Consider the following 17663-nt stretch of genomic DNA (forward strand, 5'->3'; position numbering starts at 1 on the left):
CACCCACTTCGCACCCGACTCTCGTGCGAACGCACATGCCAGCCTTTCGTTGCTTCAGGCTGGCTCATGCGATGAGACACATGACTTACCCCTCGTATCTGCGGAAGTATGATGTCGTATCGGGGAGGCCGTGCGCGCCCAGGACACCGAGCCCGCCGGCTCCCGGCCCGTGACCGAGGGAGTGGCCCGTGACGACCCGTTCCGCGCGCAGGAACGACGGCATCCGCCGACCGCTGCCGGTGGTCGGCGCGACGGCGGCCGCGCTGCTGCTCCTGGGCGCCTGCTCGCCGTCCTCCGGCTCCGGTTCGGACGGCTCCTCGTCGTCCTCGGCCGCGAAGGTCTCCGGCACGGTCACCGTCTTCGCCGCCGCCTCGCTCGAGGAGACCTTCACCGCGCTCGGCGAGACCTTCGAGAAGCGACACCCGGGCACCGAGGTCAGCTTCAGCTTCGGCGGCAGTGACACCCTCGCCGCCAGCATCACCAGCGGCGCGCCCGCCGACGTGTTCGCCTCCGCCGGCCCCGGGACGATGGCCACGGTGACCGACGCCGGGGCCGCGGCCGGCGCCCCGTCGACGTTCGTCCGCAACCAGCTCGAGATCGCCACCCTGCCGGGCAACCCCGACGGGATCTCCTCCCTCGCCGACCTCACCCGGCCCGGCCTGAAGGTCGTGCTGTGCGACAGGACCGTGCCGTGCGGCACCGCCACGCAGAAGGCCCTGGAGGCGGGCGGCCTGGAACTCGCCCCCGCCTCCTACGAGCAGGACGTCAAGAGCGCCCTGACGAAGGTCGAGCTGAAGGAGGCCGACGCCGCCGTCGTCTACAGGACGGACGTGCGGGCGGCCGGCGACAAGGTGGCGGGCGTCGACTTCCCCGAATCAGCGAAGGCCGTCAACGACTACCCCATCGCCCTGCTCGAGCAGGCCCCCAACGCGGACGCGGGCAGGGCCTTCATCGAACTGGTGAAGTCCGCCGAGGGCCGGAGGGTGCTCACCGAGGCCGGGTTCCGCGCCCCATGAGAAAACCCTCCGTGCCGGTGCCCCTGCTGGTGCCCGCCCTCGCCGGTCTGGCCTTCCTGCTGCTCCCCCTGGTCGCCCTGCTGGTACGGACCCCCTGGCGGAGCCTGCCCGAACAGCTCGCCGGCGAGGAGGTGTGGCAGGCGCTGCGGCTGTCCCTGGTGTGCGCCACCTCCGCGACCGCGCTGAGCCTGCTGATCGGCGTGCCCCTGGCCTGGCTGCTGGCCCGCACCGACTTCCCCGGCCGCGGCCTCGTGCGCGCGCTGGTGACGCTGCCCCTCGTGCTGCCCCCGGTGGTGGGCGGCGTGGCGCTGCTGCTGGCGTTCGGCCGCAACGGCGTGATCGGGCAGTGGCTGGACGCGTGGTTCGGGATCACGCTGCCGTTCACCACGACGGGTGTCGTCCTCGCCGAGACGTTCGTGGCGATGCCCTTCCTGGTCATCAGCGTGGAAGGCACCCTCAGGGGCGCCGACCCCCGCTATGAAGAGGCCGCCGCGACGCTGGGCGCCTCGCGCTTCACGGCGTTCCGCCGGGTCACGCTCCCGCTGATCGCGCCGGGCGTCGCGGCGGGTGCCGTGCTGGCGTGGGCGCGGGCGCTGGGCGAGTTCGGGGCGACGATCACGTTCGCGGGCAACTTCCCCGGCCGCACCCAGACCATGCCCCTCGCCGTCTATCTCGCGCTGCAGAACGACCCGGCGGCGGCGATCGCCCTCAGCCTGGTGCTGCTGGCGGTCTCCATCGCCGTACTGGCGGGTCTGCGGGACCGGTGGATGAGGGCGGCATGAAGGAAACCGCCGGCACCACCGCGCCCTCGCCCGGCGACGGCCTCGACGCCCGTCTCGTGGTGGACCGCGGCGCCTTCCGCCTGGACGTGCCGCTGACCGCCGCACCCGGCGAGGTCGTGGCCCTGCTCGGCCCCAACGGCGCCGGCAAGACCACCGCCCTGCGGGCACTCGCCGGCCTGCTCCCGCTCACCGGCGGCCACCTGCGGCTCGACGGGGTCCCCCTGGACCGTACGCCGCCGGAGTCCCGGCCCATCGGCGTGGTCTTCCAGGACTACCTGCTCTTCCCGCACCTGACCGCGCTCGACAACGTGGCCTTCGGCCCGCGCTGCCGGGGGGCGACCAGGACCGAGGCCCGTGCCACGGCGGCCGCCTGGCTGGACCGCATGGGTCTGGCCGGCCACGCGGGCACCAAACCGCGCCGCCTCTCCGGCGGCCAGGCCCAGCGCGTCGCCCTCGCCCGCGCCCTGGCGACCGGTCCGCGGCTGCTGCTCCTGGACGAGCCGCTCGCCGCGCTGGACGCCCGCACCCGGCTCGAGGTGCGTGCCCGGCTCCGCCGGCATCTGGCCGGCTTCGAGGCCGTCGCGGTCCTGGTCACCCACGACCCGCTGGACGCGATGGTGCTGGCCGACCGGCTGGTGGTCGTCGAGCACGGCACGGTCGTCCAGGAGGGCGCTCCGGCCGACATCGCCCGCCGGCCGCGCACCGACTACATCGCGCGGCTCGTCGGGCTGAACCTCTACCGGGGCCGGGCCGAGGGCCACCGGGTCAGACTCGGCACCGGACCCGTGGTCACCACGACGGAGGAGCTGTCGGGGCCGGCGTTCGTGGCGTTCCCGCCCTCCGCGGTGACCCTCTTCCGGGAGCGGCCCACCGGCGCCAGCGCCCGCAACCTGTGGCGCTGCGAGGTCGCCGGGCTGGAGTCCCACGGCGACCGGGTCCGCGCCGACCTCACCGGGGAGCTCCCGCTCGCCGCCGACCTCACCACGGTGGGCGCCGCCGAACTCGGCCTGCACCCGGGCACCACGGTCTGGGCGACGGTCAAAGCGACGCAGACCCACGCGTACCCGGCATGAACGTCCTCCCCCGCTAGGGTCGGGACCCATGACTCTGAGCATCCGCAACCAGCTGCCCGGTACCGTCGCCGAGGTGCGCACCGGCGACGTCATGGCGACCGTGAAGGTCCGGCTGACCGGCGGCCGGGTCCTCACGTCGGCCGTCACCCGGGAGGCCGTCGAACAGCTCGGCCTCGCCCCGGGCTCGCCGGTGAGCGCACTGGTGAAGGCGACGGAGGTCTCCCTCGCCACCGGCCGGACCGAGGGCCTGTCGGTCCGCAACCAGCTGCCCGGCGCGGTCACCCGGCTCGTGCCCGGCGAGGCCATGGCGGCCGTCCACGTCACCACGGACGACGGCGAGCTCACCGCCGTGATCACCGCGGAAGCCGCCGAGGAACTGGGCCTCTTCGTGGGTTCCGACGTCGTCGCCCTGATCAAGTCGACCGAGGTCGCGCTCGCCACCGTGTGACCGGCACGGCGTGACAAGGGTGAAGGCTCCGTCCCCGGCCGGGGACGGAGCCTTCACCACGCGACCGCTCAGTCCTCGTAGGCGTCCAGCGGCGGGCAGGAGCACACCAGGTTCCGGTCACCGAAGGCCTGGTCGATACGGCGCACCGGCGGCCAGTACTTGTCGGCGGCGGACACCCCGGCCGGGAAGACGGCCTCCTCGCGGGTGTACGCGTGGTCCCAGTCGCCGCCCAGCGCCGCGGCGGTGTGCGGGGCGTTGCGCAGCGGGTTGTCCTCCGCCTCCCACGTCCCGGAGCCGACCTTCTCGATCTCCCCGCGGATGGCGATCATCGCGTCGCAGAACCGGTCCAGCTCGGCCAGGTCCTCCGACTCGGTCGGCTCGATCATCAGCGTGCCGGCCACCGGGAAGGACATCGTCGGCGCGTGGAAGCCGTAGTCGATCAGCCGCTTGGCGACGTCGTCCACGCTCACGCCGGTCGCCTTGGTCAGCGGGCGCAGGTCGATGATGCACTCGTGCGCGACCAGCCCGTCCGGACCGGTGTAGAGCACCGGGTAGTGCGGCTCGAGGCGCTTGGCGATGTAGTTGGCGGACAGCACGGCCACCTGCGTGGCGCGCTTGAGCCCCTCGCCGCCCATCAGCCGGACGTACGACCAGGAGATCGGCAGGATGCCCGCCGAGCCCCACGGCGCCGCCGAGACCGGCCCGACCCCCGTCTGCGGACCGGCCGCCGGCTGCAGCGGGTGGTTGGGCAGGTACGGCGCCAGGTGCGACCGTACGGCGACCGGGCCGACGCCGGGACCGCCGCCGCCGTGCGGGATGCAGAAGGTCTTGTGCAGGTTGAGGTGGGAGACGTCGCCGCCGAAGTGACCGGGCTTGGCGAGGCCGACCAGGGCGTTGAGGTTGGCGCCGTCCACGTAGACCTGACCGCCCGCGTCGTGCACCTGCGCGCAGATGTCGGCAACGTGCTCCTCGAAGACGCCGTGCGTCGAGGGGTACGTGATCATCAGCACGGCGAGCTCGTCACGGTGCTTCTCGATCTTGGCCCGCAGGTCCTCGACGTCGATCTCACCGTCCTCGGCGGTCTTGACGACGACGACCTTCATGCCGGCCATGACGGCGCTCGCCGCGTTGGTGCCGTGCGCGGAGGACGGGATGAGGCAGACGGTGCGCCGGTCGTCGCCGTTGGCGCGGTGGTAGCCGCGGACGGCGAGCAGGCCGGCGAACTCGCCCTGCGAACCGGCGTTGGGCTGCAGCGACACCTTGTCGTACCCGGTGACCTCGGCGAGCCGCTCCTCCAGCTCACGGATGAGCGTGAGGTAGCCCTGCGCCTGCTCGGCGGGCGCGAAGGGATGCAGCGCGCCGAACTCGGGCCAGGTGACGGGCTCCATCTCGGTGGTCGCGTTGAGCTTCATGGTGCAGGAGCCCAGCGGGATCATGCCGCGGTCCAGCGCGTAGTCGCGGTCGGCGAGGCGGCGCAGGTAGCGCAGCATCGCCGTCTCGGAGCGGTGCCGGTGGAAGACCGGGTGGGTCAGGAAGTCGTCGGTGCGCAGCAGCGCCCCGGGCAGCGTGTCCTCGGTGTCCGCGTCCAGCGCCTCGATGTCGCCCTCGACGCCGAACGCGTTCCACACGCCGCCGACCTGGGCGCGCGTGGTGGTCTCGTCACAGGCGAAGGAGACGTGGTCGGCGTCGACGAGGCGCAGGTTGATGCCGTTCTCGCGGGCTGTGTGGACGATCTCGCCGGCCCGGCCGGGCACCCGCGCGGTGACCGTGTCGAAGTAGGCGCCGTGCACGATCTCGACGCCACCGGCCGCGAGGCCCGCGGCGATGATCGAGGCGTACCGGTGGGTGCGACGGGCGATGGCCCGCAGCCCTTCGGGGCCGTGGTAGACGGCGTACATGCCGGCCATGACGGCGAGCAGCACCTGCGCGGTGCAGATGTTGCTGGTGGCCTTCTCTCGGCGGATGTGCTGCTCGCGGGTCTGCAGGGCGAGGCGGTAGGCCCTGTCGCCGTCGGCGTCCACGGAGACGCCGACCAGACGGCCGGGCAGGCTGCGCGCGAACTTCTCGTGCACGGCCATGTAGCCGGCGTGCGGCCCGCCGAAGCCCATCGGCACACCGAAGCGCTGCGTGGTGCCGACGGCGATGTCCGCGCCCAGCTCGCCGGGCGACTTCAGCAGCGTCAGCGCGAGCAGGTCGGCGGCGACGGTGACCAGCGCGCCCAGCTCGTGCGCCCGGTCGATGACCGGCTTGATGTCGCGGACGGCACCGGAGGCCCCCGGGTACTGGATCAGGACACCGTTGATCTCCCGCTCGGCGACCTCGGCGGGGATGCCCTCGGCGAGGTCGGCGACGACGACCTCGACGCCGGTCGGCTCGGCGCGGGTCCGGATGACCGCGATGGTCTGCGGCAGCGCGTCCGCGTCGACCAGGAACAGGCCCTTCTTGTTCTTGCCCATGCGCCGGGACAGGGCCATCGCCTCGGCGGCGGCGGTGCCCTCGTCCAGCAGCGAGGCGCCCGAGGTCGGCAGACCGGTGAGGTCGGCGACCATCGTCTGGAAGTTCAGCAGGGCCTCGAGCCGCCCCTGGGAGATCTCCGGCTGGTACGGCGTGTACGCGGTGTACCAGGAGGGGTTCTCCATGACGTTGCGCAGGATGACCGGCGGGGTGAAAGTGCCGTAGTAGCCGAGGCCGATCATGGAGTCGAGGACCTGGTTGCGGTCGGCCAGCGAGCGCAGCTCGGCCAGCACCTCGGCCTCGGACCGGGCGCCGGGCAGGTCCAGCGCGTCGGCGTTCTTGATCACATCCGGTACCGCGGCGGCCGTCAGCTCGTCGAGCGAGCCGTAACCGACCTGCGCGAGCATCTTGGCCCGGGCCTCGTGGTCGGGGCCGATGTGGCGCTGCTCGAAGGGTGCTGCCTGCTCGAGCTCGGAGAGCGGAATGCGAGGGGCGGTCATTGCGGAGGCCTCCTGGTCTGATGCGACCTGCGAGGGGCACCACGGCACGGGTACCCGGACGGCCTCCCCCTCTGTCATCCGGACCTGAGAGCTTCACCGGCGCCCCCAGGGGGCCACCGGCTTTCACCGTCGGTGAGAGCGGAAGCCGTCGGCCCCCGCCCTGCTTTCCAGAGTGACCTCGTCCGTGCGGTACGTGTGCCTGAGAGATTCCGGGGAGGATTTGCTCCTTCGGCGCCTCCGATGGTGTCCGGAGGACTCTCCCGCACGGGGTCAGCAGCCGTTTGCCAGCGTACCAGCGAGACCGGCGCACGAACGGCCCAGTGGGCGTCCCGGCGTTCGAGTGGCCGACCGGCCCCATGTGCCCTTTCGTAGTACCGAACGGATGATTCGCCGGATGGTTTGCGACCCAGTGCGACCAAGTGGAGGGCCCGTGCGTACCGACATCGATCCGCGCAGTCTGATAGGCCGCAAGGCGTTCGACCGCAACGGCACCAGGATCGGCACCGTCGACGAGGTCTATCTCGACGACGCCACCGGCGTCCCGGAGTGGGCCGCCGTCCGCACCGGTCTGTTCAGCAGGGACGCCTTCGTCCCCCTGGAGCCCAGCGAACTGGTCGACGGCGTCCTGCGCGTGCCCTTCGACCGGTCGCTGATCAAGGAGGCCCCCGACTTCGGCGTCGGCCGCCACCTCTCCCCGGAACAGGAGCTCCAGCTCTACCACCACTACGGCCTGGACGTGGCCGCCGCTCCCCCGCTGCCCGACCACGACTTCGGCAGGCTGGCGGGCACCGGCAACGAGGACGGCTGACGCCCCGGCGGCCCCCGTCACCGTGCCGCGCCCGGGGCGGCGGGCGCGGCATCCGGAGCCGCCGGGACCGGCCGCCCCTGTACGGAGGGGCCTGCCGTCGTTCCGTCCTCGCCGGAGCCTCCCGGCGCGGGCGCCACCAGCGGCAGCGGATCGGCCCGTGTCAGATCCGGGTCGTCGACGGGGAAGGTCCGCACCCGGCCGGGCCCGGAGTACGGCGTCTCGAAGCGCACCGTGACCCGGCCCAGGCCGCTGCCCTGCACCCACCCGTGCCCGAACTCGGTGTGCCGCACGTCATGCCCCGAGGGCCAGCGGCGCTCGGCCGGTACCCTCACCTGCTCCTCGCCGGGCCCGTCCGCCGGCCGCGGCTGCTCGGCGGGCTCCTCGCCCCGTTCCCCCGCCGCCTGCGCGAACAGGTCCTCCTGCGTGTAGTCGGCCAGCCCGCTGACGCCGACGCCGAGCAGCCGCACACCGCCCGTGGTGTCCACGGAGTCCAGCAGCCGGGCCGCGGCCTCCCGCACGACCGCCGGGTCGTCCGTGGGCCCGCGCAGCGTCTCGGAGCGCGTCAGGGTGGAGAAGTCGTACCTGCGCACCTTGAGCACGATGGTCCGCCCGGACATCCCCGAGCCGCGCAGCCGCCGCACACACCGGTCCGCCAGCCGCCGCACCTCCGCCCCGACCCGAGCCCGGTCGTGGATGTCGACGTCGTACGTGTCCTCGACCGAGACCGACTTCACCTCGCGCTCGGCGACCACCGGCCGCTCGTCACGCGCCAGTGCCATCGCGTACAGGGCGTGCCCGTGCGCCTTGCCGAGCAGTCGTACCAGTTCGTCCTCGCCGGCCTCGGCGAGCTCACCGACCGTGGTGATCCCGGCCCGCCGCAGGTGGTCTCCGGTGGCGGGTCCCACTCCGGGCAGCGTCCGCACCGGCATCGGCTCCAGCTTGGCCCGCTCCGTCCCCGGCGGGATCACGACCAGCCCGTCCGGCTTGGCCTCCTCCGAAGCGATCTTGGCGAGCATCTTGGAGGCGGCCAGCCCGACGGATCCGGTGAGCCCGGTGACGGCCCGGATGTCCGCGCGCAGCTTCGTCGCGGCCAGGCGCGCGGACTCCGCGTCCCGGGCCGCGCCGCCGGCCTCCAGGTCCACGAACGCCTCGTCCAGGCTCAGCGGCTCCACCAGGGGCGACAGCGCCCTCAGCAGCCGCATCACCTGCTCGCTGATCGACCGGTACAGCTCGAAGCGCGGGACGAGATACGCGGCGTTGGGAGCGAGCCGCCGGGCCTGGCCCATGGGCATCGCCGAGTGGACGCCGAAGACCCGTGCCTCGTAGGAGGCGGTGGCGACCACCCCGCGCGGTCCGAGGCCGCCCACGACGACGGCCTTCCCGCGCAGACTCGGCTTGGACGCCTGCTCCACCGAGGCGAAGAAGGCGTCCATGTCGAGATGCAGGATCGTGGGCGCGGTTCTCACACCCCCGATGCTGCCCTACGCCACTGACATCGTCCGCCCGCGGCGGTGGCTCAGACCGCCCGGTTGCGGCGCCGTGCCAGTTCGTCCGCGGGGTTGTGTCCGACCAGGGTCTCCCCCGTGTCGATCCGCTCCCCGTGCAGCTGCGACAGCGCGCTCTCCACGTCCCGCCACACCACGCCGACGGCGATCCCGAAGATGCCCTGGCCGCCCTGGAGCAGGGCGTGCACCTCGTCGGGCGAGGTGCACTCGTAGACCGTGGCGCCGTCGCTCATCAGCGTCACGCGCTCCAGGTCGCGAAAACCGCGCTCCGTGAGGTGCTGGACGGCGGAACGGATGTTCTGCAGCGACACCCCGGTGTCGAGGAACCGCTTGACGATCTTCAGTACGACGACGTCGCGGAAGCTGTACAGCCGCTGGGTGCCGGAACCGTGGGCGGGCCGCACGCTGGGCTCGACGAGACCCGTACGGGCCCAGTAGTCGAGCTGCCGGTAAGTGATGCCGGCCGCGGCACAGGCCGTCGGCCCGCGATAGCCGATCTGCTCGGACGCCGCGGACGCCGTCCCTCCGCCCCCCGGCACGACCGCCGGTCGTTGCGGACCGTGGTCGGCCTGGCCGCCGTGCTGGGAATATCCCCCGCTCGAGCGGAGCCGAGAGCCCGGGGAAGGGTACGGGCCGCCCACCCCGAGACCGCGCCCGGGGAAACCCCCGGCCGTACTGTCGCCGCTCATTCTCACGCCGACCTCCGTCCTTGACCTGCCTCCTCGACGGTAGGCAGTCACCAAGGGTGCGTCAACGATCGCCACACTCGGCACGCCGAGTGATAATCACCCTACGAGTGGTTTCGCGTGCCCCGTCGCGGGGAAAGGGTAGCCGAATGTCCCCGGAGGGGCCCCTGAGAGCCTCCGTCCTCGGCCGGCCCGCCCGCTGCTACTGGTTACTGGTACCGAAGTCCTCCGGCGAGATCTGGTCGAGGAATTCGCGGAACTTCTCGACCTCGTCCTCCTGCTCGTCCGGAATGGCGATGCCGGCATCATCGAGCACCGTGTCACTGCCGAAGATCGGCGTTCCGGTGCGCAGGGCCAGCGCTATGGCGTCGGACGGCCGGGCGCTCACCTCCACGCCGCTCGCGAAGACCAGCTCGGCGTAGAAGACTCCCTCGCGCAGATCCGTGATGCGCACTTCCGTGAGCTCCTGGCCGACGGCCTCCAGCACGTCCTTGAACAGGTCGTGGGTCAGCGGCCGCGCGGGGGTCATGCCCTGCTGGGCGAAGGCGATCGCCGTCGCCTCCCCCGGCCCGATCCAGATGGGGAGGTAGCGGTCGCCTCCCACTTCGCGCAGCAGCACGATCGGTTGGTTGGAGGGCATCTCGACCCGGACACCTACGACATCGAGCTCGTTCACACAGCAACCCTAGGCCGTGCCCGGGACGTTTGGGTAGTCGGGCCGGGAACGGGTGGGCGATCCGGGTCCTGGCACCGCCCGTATCAGGGCTGACCGGTGCCCGTCCCGGCAAAGGCGCCGCCCACGTCAGGGCAGACGCACCCCGAGGGCGCTCTGCACCAGTGCCGCGTGCAGCTTCACCGCCAGTCCCGCCAGCTCCTTGGTGCGGTCCTCGGCATGTGCCCTGGTCTGCGGGTTACGGTGTCGCTTGAGCGGAGCCACCACCTGGTCCACCAGACCGGCCTCCCGGTCGGCGGCGGCCTTCATCACCCGCAGGTGCCGCGGCTCGATCCCGAACCGGCCCAGCTGAAGCACGAGCGAGGCGACGGTGACCGCCTCGGCGTCGTAGGAGCCGTCGGCCAGCGGAGTGACAAGCCCGTAGGACTCCCACTCCGTCAGCTCCTTCTCCTCGATCCCTGCCGCGGCGAGCAGCTCGTCCCGCCCGATGCGGGCAGCCGTCGGGCCGTCGTCCGGGGCCTGCCCGGACTCACCGTCCCGCTGCCGCCCCAGCGAGGGCAAGTGCACGGCCTCGCCGCGCTCCACGGCGTCCAGATGCTCACGGATCACCTTGAGCGGGAGGTAGTGGTCCCGCTGCATGCGCAGCACCTGACCGAGGCGCTCGACGTCGTGCGCGCTGAACTTGCGGTACCCCGCCGGGGTACGCCGCGGTTCGACCAGACCCTCCGACTCCAGAAAACGGATCTTGGAGATGGTGATGTCGGGGAACTCGTCGCGCAGCGTGTTCAGCACCGAGCCGATGCTCATCAGCCCACCGTCCGTGGTGGCGGCGCCGTGCCCGGCACCGCCGCTCGGTGTTTGAAACATGGACCTTCCCTCGGACTCTCCCCGGACGAGTCCGGGGATGGTCAGTAGCCCCGCTGGCTCGCGTAGAAGACCAGCCGGTACTTGCCGATCTGCACCTCGTCGCCGTTCGACAGGGCGACCTGGTCGATCCGCTCACGGTTGACATAGGTGCCGTTCAGGCTGCCGACGTCGGCGACCGTGAACGAGCCGTCCGGGCCACGGCGGAACTCCACATGCCGACGCGACACCGTCACGTCGTCCAGGAAGATATCGCTCTGCGGATGGCGTCCGGCCGTGGTCAGCTCACCGTCCAGCAGGAAGCGGCTGCCGGAGTTCGGGCCCCGGCGCACCACCAGGAGCGCGGATCCCAGCGGCAGTGCGTCGACCGCGGCCTGCGCCTCCGGGGAGAGCGACGGCATCGCCGTCTGCCCGGTCACCTCGGCGTCGTAAGCCTCCAGGCCGGAGATGGAGATCGTGGAGGTCGTCTCCGACGCGCGCTCCGGGACCGCCCCGGCACGCAGCGGCGCCCCGCAGTTGGAGCAGAAACGACTGTTCTGCCCGTTGCGGTTGCCGCACCTCGTGCACACCAGGGCCGACATGGACGGATCCTCCTGCCGCGGCTGCCCCGCCGGAGCGTTCGACGCGTACGGGCCAGCGGCAAACCCTCCAGCCGTACCTGAGGTTGACGGTTGGCCGAAACCTATGCCGCCGGACTGGGCAGGGTCAACGGACGGCGCGCCCTGACCGCCGGAAAAGTCACCGCCCGGGCCGGCGACCTGGTCCCGGAACATCGGGCGTGGGCCCTCCGCGTCGGGCTGCGCGCGATGGCGAGCGGTCGCGTTCTCGCTGCTCTCTCGCGCACTCTTGCCGAACAACTTCGCAAACAACTTCACGGGCGATTCCCCTTGACCGAAACAGACCCGCCCGTGGGGCAGGACGAACCCTGACTGACCGTACTGACCGACCCGGACACCTTCACAACGTCCGTCTCCACCAGACAGTTTCCACCACGCACCACCCAATCGGTGCGCCGACCCCCCGCAACCTCATGCCCTCGCCGTACGCTGCCCATGCACCGCCGGTTCACTGGGAGGACGACCGAGCGTAGTCAGGCCGCTCCGCCGCCCGCAAGGCGTCAACGACGATCTTGCTCGACCGCTCAACAGTAACCGTGGCCTGTTCCTTCTCCAGAGTCTGCACCACGCCTCCAGGAATGTTGAGAGCCGGCTCGAGGTCCTGCGGCTTGCCGATGACCTGGAAACGATAGGGCGCTTTGATCTTGTTCCCGTCCACGCTCACGGACTTGTCGGAGTCCGCGAGATAGGTGCCGGCCACGACCCGTACACCGTTCACCTGGATCGCCTCCGCACCCGCCGCGCGCAGTTCCTGGATCGCGTCGAGCAGCATGTCCGCCTCGACCGTCCCCTTCGTGTCCTCGATCGTCACCGTGATACCGGGCCCCCGCGCAGCCACCGTGCCCGCCAGGATGCCCAGTTGCCGCTCCCTCTCCAGCGTCTGCCTACGGGCCTCCTCGGCCTGGTCCGAGCTGTTCTCCAGCTCACCGCGTTGCTTCTCGAGTCCCTGCTTCTCGTCTTCAAGACGCTGAGTACGGTCATCCAGTTCATCGAGGATGCGGACGAGATCCTCCTGCCTGGCGCCACGCAGCGCGCTGCCGCTGTCGCTGTTCGACGCCACCTGCACCGCCAGCCCGAAGCCGAGGCCGAACAACAGCAGGGCGACGATGAGTTGGGCGCGGGTGACTCGCGGCGGCCAGAGGCCCTTCACCAGGCGCTGCCGTCCGGTGAGCCCTGGCTGCGCCGGCGATCCCGGCCCCTGCGGAGCGGCATCCTCCGGGGACTGCGAGGGCGGCACCTCCTCGGGCAGTTCCTTGCGCAGGCTGCTCGCGGGCTGCTCGTCGTGGTCGCTCATCGGCCTCACGCCCGGAACACGTGGCGGCGGATCGCCGCGGCGTTCGAGAAGATCCGGATGCCGAGGACGACCACCACACCGGTGGACAGCTGGGCCCCCACGCCCAGCTTGTCGCCCAGGAAGACGATCAGCGCGGCCACCACCACGTTCGACAGGAACGACACCACGAAGACCTTGTCGTCGAAGATGCCGTCGAGCATGGCACGCAGTCCGCCGAAGACGGCGTCGAGCGCGGCCACGACGGCGATCGGCAGATAGGGTTCGACGGCCGCCGGCACCTCGGGCCGGACCAACAGGCCGGCCACGACTCCCACGACGAGGCCCAGTACGGCGATCACGATGTGCCCTTCTCGGTTATCGGTTGTGCGGTGCGTACGATCACGCTCGGTGCGGCCGGCAGCTCGAGGTCGTCCGCCACGGAGATGGCGGTCCGGATGCCGTAGCTCTCCTGCAGAGCGTGCAGGTACAGCCCGTCGGCGCTGTCCTGGAACCTGGTGCTCAGCCGCTTGCCGTCGCCGACCGCGAGCACTGTGTACGGCGGCACCAGCGGCTTGTTGTCGACCAGTATCGCGTCCCCCGCGGCGCGGATCGCCGAGAGCGCGGTCAGCCGCTGCCCGTTGACGGAGATCGCCTCGGCCCCCGACTCCCACAGCCCGTTGACCACACGCTGCATGTCCCGGTCCCGGACCCGGCCGGTGTCGGAGAATCCGGACGTACCGCGCGGCTGACCGTCGACGCCTGCGCCGACCCCCTCGGCGTCGTCCACGACGAGTTTCACGCCCGGTCCGTGCACTGCGACGGCGCCGGCGAGGACACCCACGAGATCGGCGCGGTCACCGTCGCCGCTCTTCTCCAGTGCCGCCTGCTGCCGCGCGTTCACCTCGTCGCGCAGTTCGTCGACGTTCTTCTCGAGCTTGTCGGCCGTTGACGTCTCCCCCTCGATGCGGTCGATCAGCTCCTGCCGCTCCTTGGCGACGACGGGAGCCTCGACACGCGCCTGTGCCGCCCCGACCGTGACCACCAGGGCCGCGAGCACCAGTCCCGCCGCGAGCCCGAGCTTGGCGCGAAGCGTCCTCGGCAGGCCACCGGCCCCCGCTGCCTTCTTTCGTGCGGCGGCCTCGGCGTATCCGTCGTCGAGGCTGTGGTCCATGACGTTGGTGAGCAACGACATGGACGCGTCCGGGCGTGCGGGCCGCGCGGCTGTGCTCCGAATGGGGGGTTGCTGCGGCATGTCGCACATCGTCGCACGCCGCGGCCACTACCTCCGAACGGCCCCACCGGCGTGCCGGACAGGCTCCCTTGAGGACGCCTGCCCGGCACGCGCGTGTGTGGTCTGTCCTGCTACCGGCCCGCGCTGTCCACCACCGCGGACCACTCGTCGAGCAGTGCCTGCGCGGAGGCATCGTCGGGGCCCTCCGCCCACAGGTGGGTGACGGCTTCGGCGGGGTCGGGCAGCACCATGACCCAGCGTCCGTCGGTCTCCACCACGCGCACGCCGTCGGTGGTGTCCACGAAGCGGTCTCCGGCCTCTTCGACGACGCGCCGCATCACCAGCCCCTTGACGGCCCACGGCGTCGCCAGGTCCCGCTTGAGGACGTGCGCCCGCGGGATCCGCGCGTCGATCTGGCTGAGCGTGAGCTGTGTCCGCGCGACCAGGCCGATGAGCCGTACGAAGGCGGCCGTGCCGTCGTAGACGCTGCTGAATTCGGGGACGATGAAGCCGCCCTTGCCGTCACCGCCGAAGATGGCTCCTTCCTCGCCGCCCACACGTGTCAGGTCGTCGGGGGACGTGGTCGTCCACTCGACCTGCGTGCCGTGATAGGCGGCCACCTGTTCGGCGATCCTGGTGGTGGTCACCGGAAGCGCGACGCGGCCACTGCGTCGTTCGGCGGCGATCAGGTCGAGCATGACCAGCAGTGCCCGGTCGTCCTCGATGATGCGCCCCTTCTCGTCGACGAGCGACAGCCGCTCGCCGACCGGGTCGAACCGCACACCGAACGCGGCGCGCGAGGACGCCACGATCTCACCGAGACGGACCAGCCCGGACCTCCGCATGTCCGCCGACTCCGTGGGCCTGGACTCGTCGAGCCCGGGGTTGATGGTCAGCGAGTCGACGCCGAGCTTGCCGAGCAGGCTGGGCAGGACGAGCCCGGCGCTGCCGTTGGAGGCGTCCACGACGACCTTGAGGCCGGACTCGGCGATCCCGGTGGTGTCGATGTTCCTCAGGAGCGAGCCGGTGTACGAGTCGAAGACGCTCGACGGGAAGTGCAGGTCCCCGATCTCCCCGGGGAACGCGCGCCGGTACTCCTGCCGCGCGAACACCCGGTCGAGCTTCCGCTGACTGCCCTGCGACAGGTCGGCGCCCTGGCTGTCGAAGAACATGATGTCCACCGAGTCCGGCACACCGGGAGTGGTCCGGATCATGATCCCGCCGGCACTGCCCCGTGCGGTCTGCTGCCGTGCGACGGGCAGCGGCACGTTCTCCAGGTCGCGTACGTCGATGGCGCTGGCCTGCAGCGCGGAGATCACCGCCCGCTTCAGCGCACGGGCGCCACGGGAGTGGTCGCGGGCCGTGGTGACGGTGGAGCCCTTCTTCAACGTGGTCGCGTAGGCACCGGCCAGGCGCACGGCCAGCTCCGGCGTGATCTCCACGTTGAGGATGCCGGACACCCCGCGGGCGCCGAAGAGGTGTGCCTGTCCTCGTGACTCCCAGATGACCGAGGTGTTGACGAAGGCGCCGGCCTCGATGGTCTTGAACGGGTACACCCGCACATTGCCCTGAACGATCGATTCTTCACCGACCAGGCATTCGTCACCGATGACGGCGCCGTCCTCGATCCGGGCGGCCCGCATGATGTCGGTGTTCTTGCCGACGACACAGCCTCGCAGGTTGCTGTGCGGGCCGACGTACACGTTGTCGTGGACGACGGCCTTGTGCAGGAAGGCACCGGTCTTGACGACGACGTTGGAGCCCACGACCGTGTGCTCGCGGATTTCGGCGCCGGCTTCGACCTTGGCGTAGTCACCGATGTAGAGGGGGCCGCGCAGTACGGCGTCGGGATGCACCTCGGCACCCTCCGCCACCCATACGCCGGGGGAGATCTCGAAGCCGTCGATGTCTACGTCGACCTTGCCCTCCAGGACGTCGGCCTGGGCCTTGACGTAGCTCTCGTGCGTGCCGACGTCCTCCCAGTAGCCCTCGGCGACATAGCCGTAGACGGGCTTGCCTTCCTTCATCAGCTGCGGGAAGACGTCGCCGGACCAGTCGACGGGCACATCGGGGTCGACGTAGTCGAAGACCTCGGGCTCCATGACGTAGATACCGGTGTTCACGGTGTCCGAGAAGACCTGGCCCCAGGTCGGCTTCTCGAGGAAGCGCTCGACCTTGCCCTCTTCGTCGACGATGGTGATGCCGAATTCGAGGGGGTTGGGTACGCGCGTCAGACAGACGGTGACGAGCGCGCCCTTCTCCTTGTGGAAGTTGATCAGGTCGGTGAGGTCGAAGTCGGTCAGGGCGTCACCGGAAATGACGAGGAAGGCATCGTCCTTCAACGCCTCCTCGGCGTTCTTGACGCTTCCGGCGGTACCGAGTGGCTTCTCCTCATTGGCATACGTGAGCTCCATTCCGAGCTCTTCACCGTCACCGAAGTAGTTCTTGACCAGTGAGGCCAGGAACTGCACGGTGACGACGGTCTCATTGAGCCCATGCCTTTTGAGCAGCCTCAGAACGTGCTCCATGATCGGCCGGTTGGCCACCGGCAGGAGCGGCTTGGGCATGCTCGAGGTCATCGGGCGAAGGCGCGTGCCCTCGCCACCGGCCATCACGACGGCCTTCATGTCGGAAGCGTCCTCCTCAAGAGACGACGGTTAAGCCGACTTCCCCCCGTCCAGGGTCCCGCACTTTTCCAGCGCGGGCCATCCGGCCACGGCGGCCGCGGAATCGGAGAGTTCAATCGGCCATGGTGTCCGCACGGACCAAGCGGCGGACCTGCACCATGTAGAGAACACCTGCCCACCAATACAGGGTTGTACCCCACCCGGCGAACGCCCATCCGAAAATAGCAGCGAGTGACGCGATCCACCCACTTCCGTCACTGAGCAGCAGCAGGGGGAAGGCGTACATGAGGTTGAACGTGGCGGCCTTGCCGAGGAAGTTCACCTGCGGTGGCGGATACCCGTGCCGACGGAGGATGCCCACCATCACCAGCAGTACCGCTTCACGGGAGAGCAGTACGAGGGTCAGCCAGAGCGGAAGGATCTCGCGCCAGGTGAGGCCCACCAGGGTCGACAGGATGTAGAGGCGGTCGGCGGCGGGGTCCAGGAGCCGGCCGAGGCTGCTGATCTGGTTCCAGCGCCGCGCGAGCTTGCCGTCCAGGTAGTCGCTGACTCCGCTCAGAGCCAGTACCAACAGCGCCCAGCCGTCGCTCTGCGGGCCTCCGAACTCGGGTCGGAGGATCAACCACAGGAAGAGGGGTACGCCGGCCAGGCGGGCCATGCTGAGGATGTTCGGGATGGTGAGGACCCGGTCAGTCTGCACGCGGGTCTCCTGGACCTCCACGCGGGGGCCTCCTGGAAGAAAATGAGCCGATGATGCTCCCCGACCTTACCTCAACGCAAAAAAGCTCCGACTCTTGGGCTGTGCGCCCAAGAGCCGGAGCTCTAAAAGGAGTTCGGCGGTGTCCTACTCTCCCACAGGGTCCCCCCTGCAGTACCATCGGCGCTGTAAGGCTTAGCTTCCGGGTTCGGAATGTAACCGGGCGTTTCCCCTACGCTATGACCACCGAAACACTATGAAACACTCAACCGCACCACGCGTGGCGGCGTGGGGTTGTTCGTGGTTTCAGAACCAACACAGTGGACGCGAGCAACTGAGGACAAGCCCTCGGCCTATTAGTACCGGTCACCTCCACACCTTGCGGTGCTTCCAGATCCGGCCTATCAAC

Annotated in this window: 15 protein-coding genes, 1 rRNA gene, 1 pseudogene and 1 riboswitch; of the genes and pseudogenes, 5 read left to right on the forward strand and 12 right to left on the reverse strand. The window is 70.6% G+C overall.

The genetic code is table 11. The features are described from left to right. Nucleotides 1-188: 188 nt before the first annotated feature. From modA to ACFYOJ_RS15355, 4 genes are read left to right on the forward strand one after another with little or no spacing between them, the layout of a single operon-like run. The gene (gene modA / locus ACFYOJ_RS15340) at nucleotides 189-1016 is read left to right on the forward strand and encodes a molybdate ABC transporter substrate-binding protein (protein WP_356550844.1); all 828 of its coding nucleotides are present in this window, start codon (nucleotides 189-191) and stop codon (nucleotides 1014-1016) included. After that, complete coding sequence (locus tag ACFYOJ_RS15345; protein ID WP_356550842.1) at nucleotides 1013-1798, forward strand: ABC transporter permease; 786 nt, start codon at nucleotides 1013-1015, stop codon at nucleotides 1796-1798. Before modA ends, ACFYOJ_RS15345 begins: the two co-directional genes overlap by 4 nt. Then, nucleotides 1795-2871, forward strand: coding sequence for an ABC transporter ATP-binding protein (locus ACFYOJ_RS15350; RefSeq protein WP_356550841.1), 1077 nt, complete (start codon nucleotides 1795-1797; stop codon nucleotides 2869-2871). The genes ACFYOJ_RS15345 and ACFYOJ_RS15350 overlap by 4 nt, the downstream gene beginning before the upstream one ends. Nucleotides 2872-2899: 28 nt before the next feature. Beyond that, entirely contained in the window at nucleotides 2900-3319 is a 420-nt protein-coding gene (locus tag ACFYOJ_RS15355; protein WP_356550839.1) for a TOBE domain-containing protein, read from the forward strand. A 68-nt stretch (nucleotides 3320-3387) separates the two neighbouring features. Here the strand turns inward: ACFYOJ_RS15355 and gcvP are convergent, their stop codons facing one another. Continuing rightward, nucleotides 3388-6273, reverse strand: coding sequence for an aminomethyl-transferring glycine dehydrogenase (gene gcvP, locus ACFYOJ_RS15360; RefSeq protein WP_356550837.1), 2886 nt, complete (start codon nucleotides 6271-6273; stop codon nucleotides 3388-3390). 177 nt (nucleotides 6274-6450) lie between these two features. After that, nucleotides 6451-6546, reverse strand: a riboswitch (glycine riboswitch). Between the two features lie 157 nt (nucleotides 6547-6703). On the opposite strand from gcvP, the gene ACFYOJ_RS15365 reads away from it, so the two are divergent. After that, nucleotides 6704-7081, forward strand: a complete 378-nt coding sequence (locus ACFYOJ_RS15365; RefSeq protein WP_356550836.1) for a PRC-barrel domain-containing protein — start codon at nucleotides 6704-6706, stop codon at nucleotides 7079-7081. Here ACFYOJ_RS15365 and ACFYOJ_RS15370 read toward each other — a convergent pair. The 11 genes and pseudogenes from ACFYOJ_RS15370 to rrf form a co-directional block, all read right to left on the reverse strand. Next, nucleotides 6997-8547: pseudogene (locus tag ACFYOJ_RS15370) on the reverse strand (DNA polymerase IV). The gene ACFYOJ_RS15365 and the pseudogene ACFYOJ_RS15370 overlap by 85 nt on opposite strands. Before the next feature lie 50 nt (nucleotides 8548-8597). Further along, nucleotides 8598-9281 (reverse strand): MerR family transcriptional regulator, encoded by a 684-nt coding sequence (locus tag ACFYOJ_RS15375; RefSeq protein WP_356550834.1) that lies wholly within the window; start codon nucleotides 9279-9281, stop codon nucleotides 8598-8600. A gap of 193 nt (nucleotides 9282-9474) precedes the next feature. Continuing rightward, the gene (locus tag ACFYOJ_RS15380) at nucleotides 9475-9948 is read right to left on the reverse strand and encodes a bifunctional nuclease family protein (protein WP_356550832.1); all 474 of its coding nucleotides are present in this window, start codon (nucleotides 9946-9948) and stop codon (nucleotides 9475-9477) included. A 126-nt stretch (nucleotides 9949-10074) separates the two neighbouring features. Then, a complete protein-coding gene (locus tag ACFYOJ_RS15385) occupies nucleotides 10075-10812 on the reverse strand; it encodes a MerR family transcriptional regulator (RefSeq protein WP_356550831.1) in 738 nt (245 codons plus the stop codon). Between the two features lie 41 nt (nucleotides 10813-10853). Then, nucleotides 10854-11813, reverse strand: coding sequence for an FHA domain-containing protein (locus tag ACFYOJ_RS15390; protein WP_356550829.1), 960 nt, complete (start codon nucleotides 11811-11813; stop codon nucleotides 10854-10856). A gap of 61 nt (nucleotides 11814-11874) precedes the next feature. Continuing rightward, entirely contained in the window at nucleotides 11875-12720 is an 846-nt protein-coding gene (locus ACFYOJ_RS15395; RefSeq protein WP_356550827.1) for a DUF881 domain-containing protein, read from the reverse strand. Nucleotides 12721-12725: 5 nt separating this feature from the next. Next, entirely contained in the window at nucleotides 12726-13058 is a 333-nt protein-coding gene (locus ACFYOJ_RS15400; RefSeq protein ID WP_003977440.1) for a small basic family protein, read from the reverse strand. Continuing rightward, entirely contained in the window at nucleotides 13055-13891 is an 837-nt protein-coding gene (locus tag ACFYOJ_RS15405; RefSeq protein WP_356551197.1) for a DUF881 domain-containing protein, read from the reverse strand. The genes ACFYOJ_RS15400 and ACFYOJ_RS15405 overlap by 4 nt, the downstream gene beginning before the upstream one ends. A gap of 170 nt (nucleotides 13892-14061) precedes the next feature. After that, nucleotides 14062-16557, reverse strand: a complete 2496-nt coding sequence (locus ACFYOJ_RS15410; protein WP_356550825.1) for a mannose-1-phosphate guanyltransferase — start codon at nucleotides 16555-16557, stop codon at nucleotides 14062-14064. 112 nt (nucleotides 16558-16669) lie between these two features. Continuing rightward, complete coding sequence (locus ACFYOJ_RS15415) at nucleotides 16670-17278, reverse strand: CDP-alcohol phosphatidyltransferase family protein (protein WP_356550823.1); 609 nt, start codon at nucleotides 17276-17278, stop codon at nucleotides 16670-16672. A 110-nt stretch (nucleotides 17279-17388) separates the two neighbouring features. Then, nucleotides 17389-17505, reverse strand: a 5S ribosomal RNA gene (gene rrf, locus ACFYOJ_RS15420). Between the last annotated feature and the right edge of the window lie 158 nt (nucleotides 17506-17663).

Source organism: Streptomyces sp. NPDC006384 (genome assembly GCF_042870695.1).
Taxonomy (GTDB): domain Bacteria; phylum Actinomycetota; class Actinomycetes; order Streptomycetales; family Streptomycetaceae; genus Streptomyces.

Coding starts and splice junctions, on each gene's coding strand:
- ACFYOJ_RS15385 (WP_356550831.1), bottom strand. CDS start 10,812: ATGTTTCAAACACCGAGCGGCGGTGCCGGGCACGGCGCCGCCACCACG.
- ACFYOJ_RS15350 (WP_356550841.1), top strand. CDS start 1,795: ATGAAGGAAACCGCCGGCACCACCGCGCCCTCGCCCGGCGACGGCCTC.
- ACFYOJ_RS15405 (WP_356551197.1), bottom strand. CDS start 13,891: ATGTCGTTGCTCACCAACGTCATGGACCACAGCCTCGACGACGGATAC.
- ACFYOJ_RS15345 (WP_356550842.1), top strand. CDS start 1,013: ATGAGAAAACCCTCCGTGCCGGTGCCCCTGCTGGTGCCCGCCCTCGCC.
- ACFYOJ_RS15410 (WP_356550825.1), bottom strand. CDS start 16,557: ATGAAGGCCGTCGTGATGGCCGGTGGCGAGGGCACGCGCCTTCGCCCG.
- ACFYOJ_RS15395 (WP_356550827.1), bottom strand. CDS start 12,720: ATGAGCGACCACGACGAGCAGCCCGCGAGCAGCCTGCGCAAGGAACTG.
- ACFYOJ_RS15355 (WP_356550839.1), top strand. CDS start 2,900: ATGACTCTGAGCATCCGCAACCAGCTGCCCGGTACCGTCGCCGAGGTG.
- gcvP (WP_356550837.1), bottom strand. CDS start 6,273: ATGACCGCCCCTCGCATTCCGCTCTCCGAGCTCGAGCAGGCAGCACCC.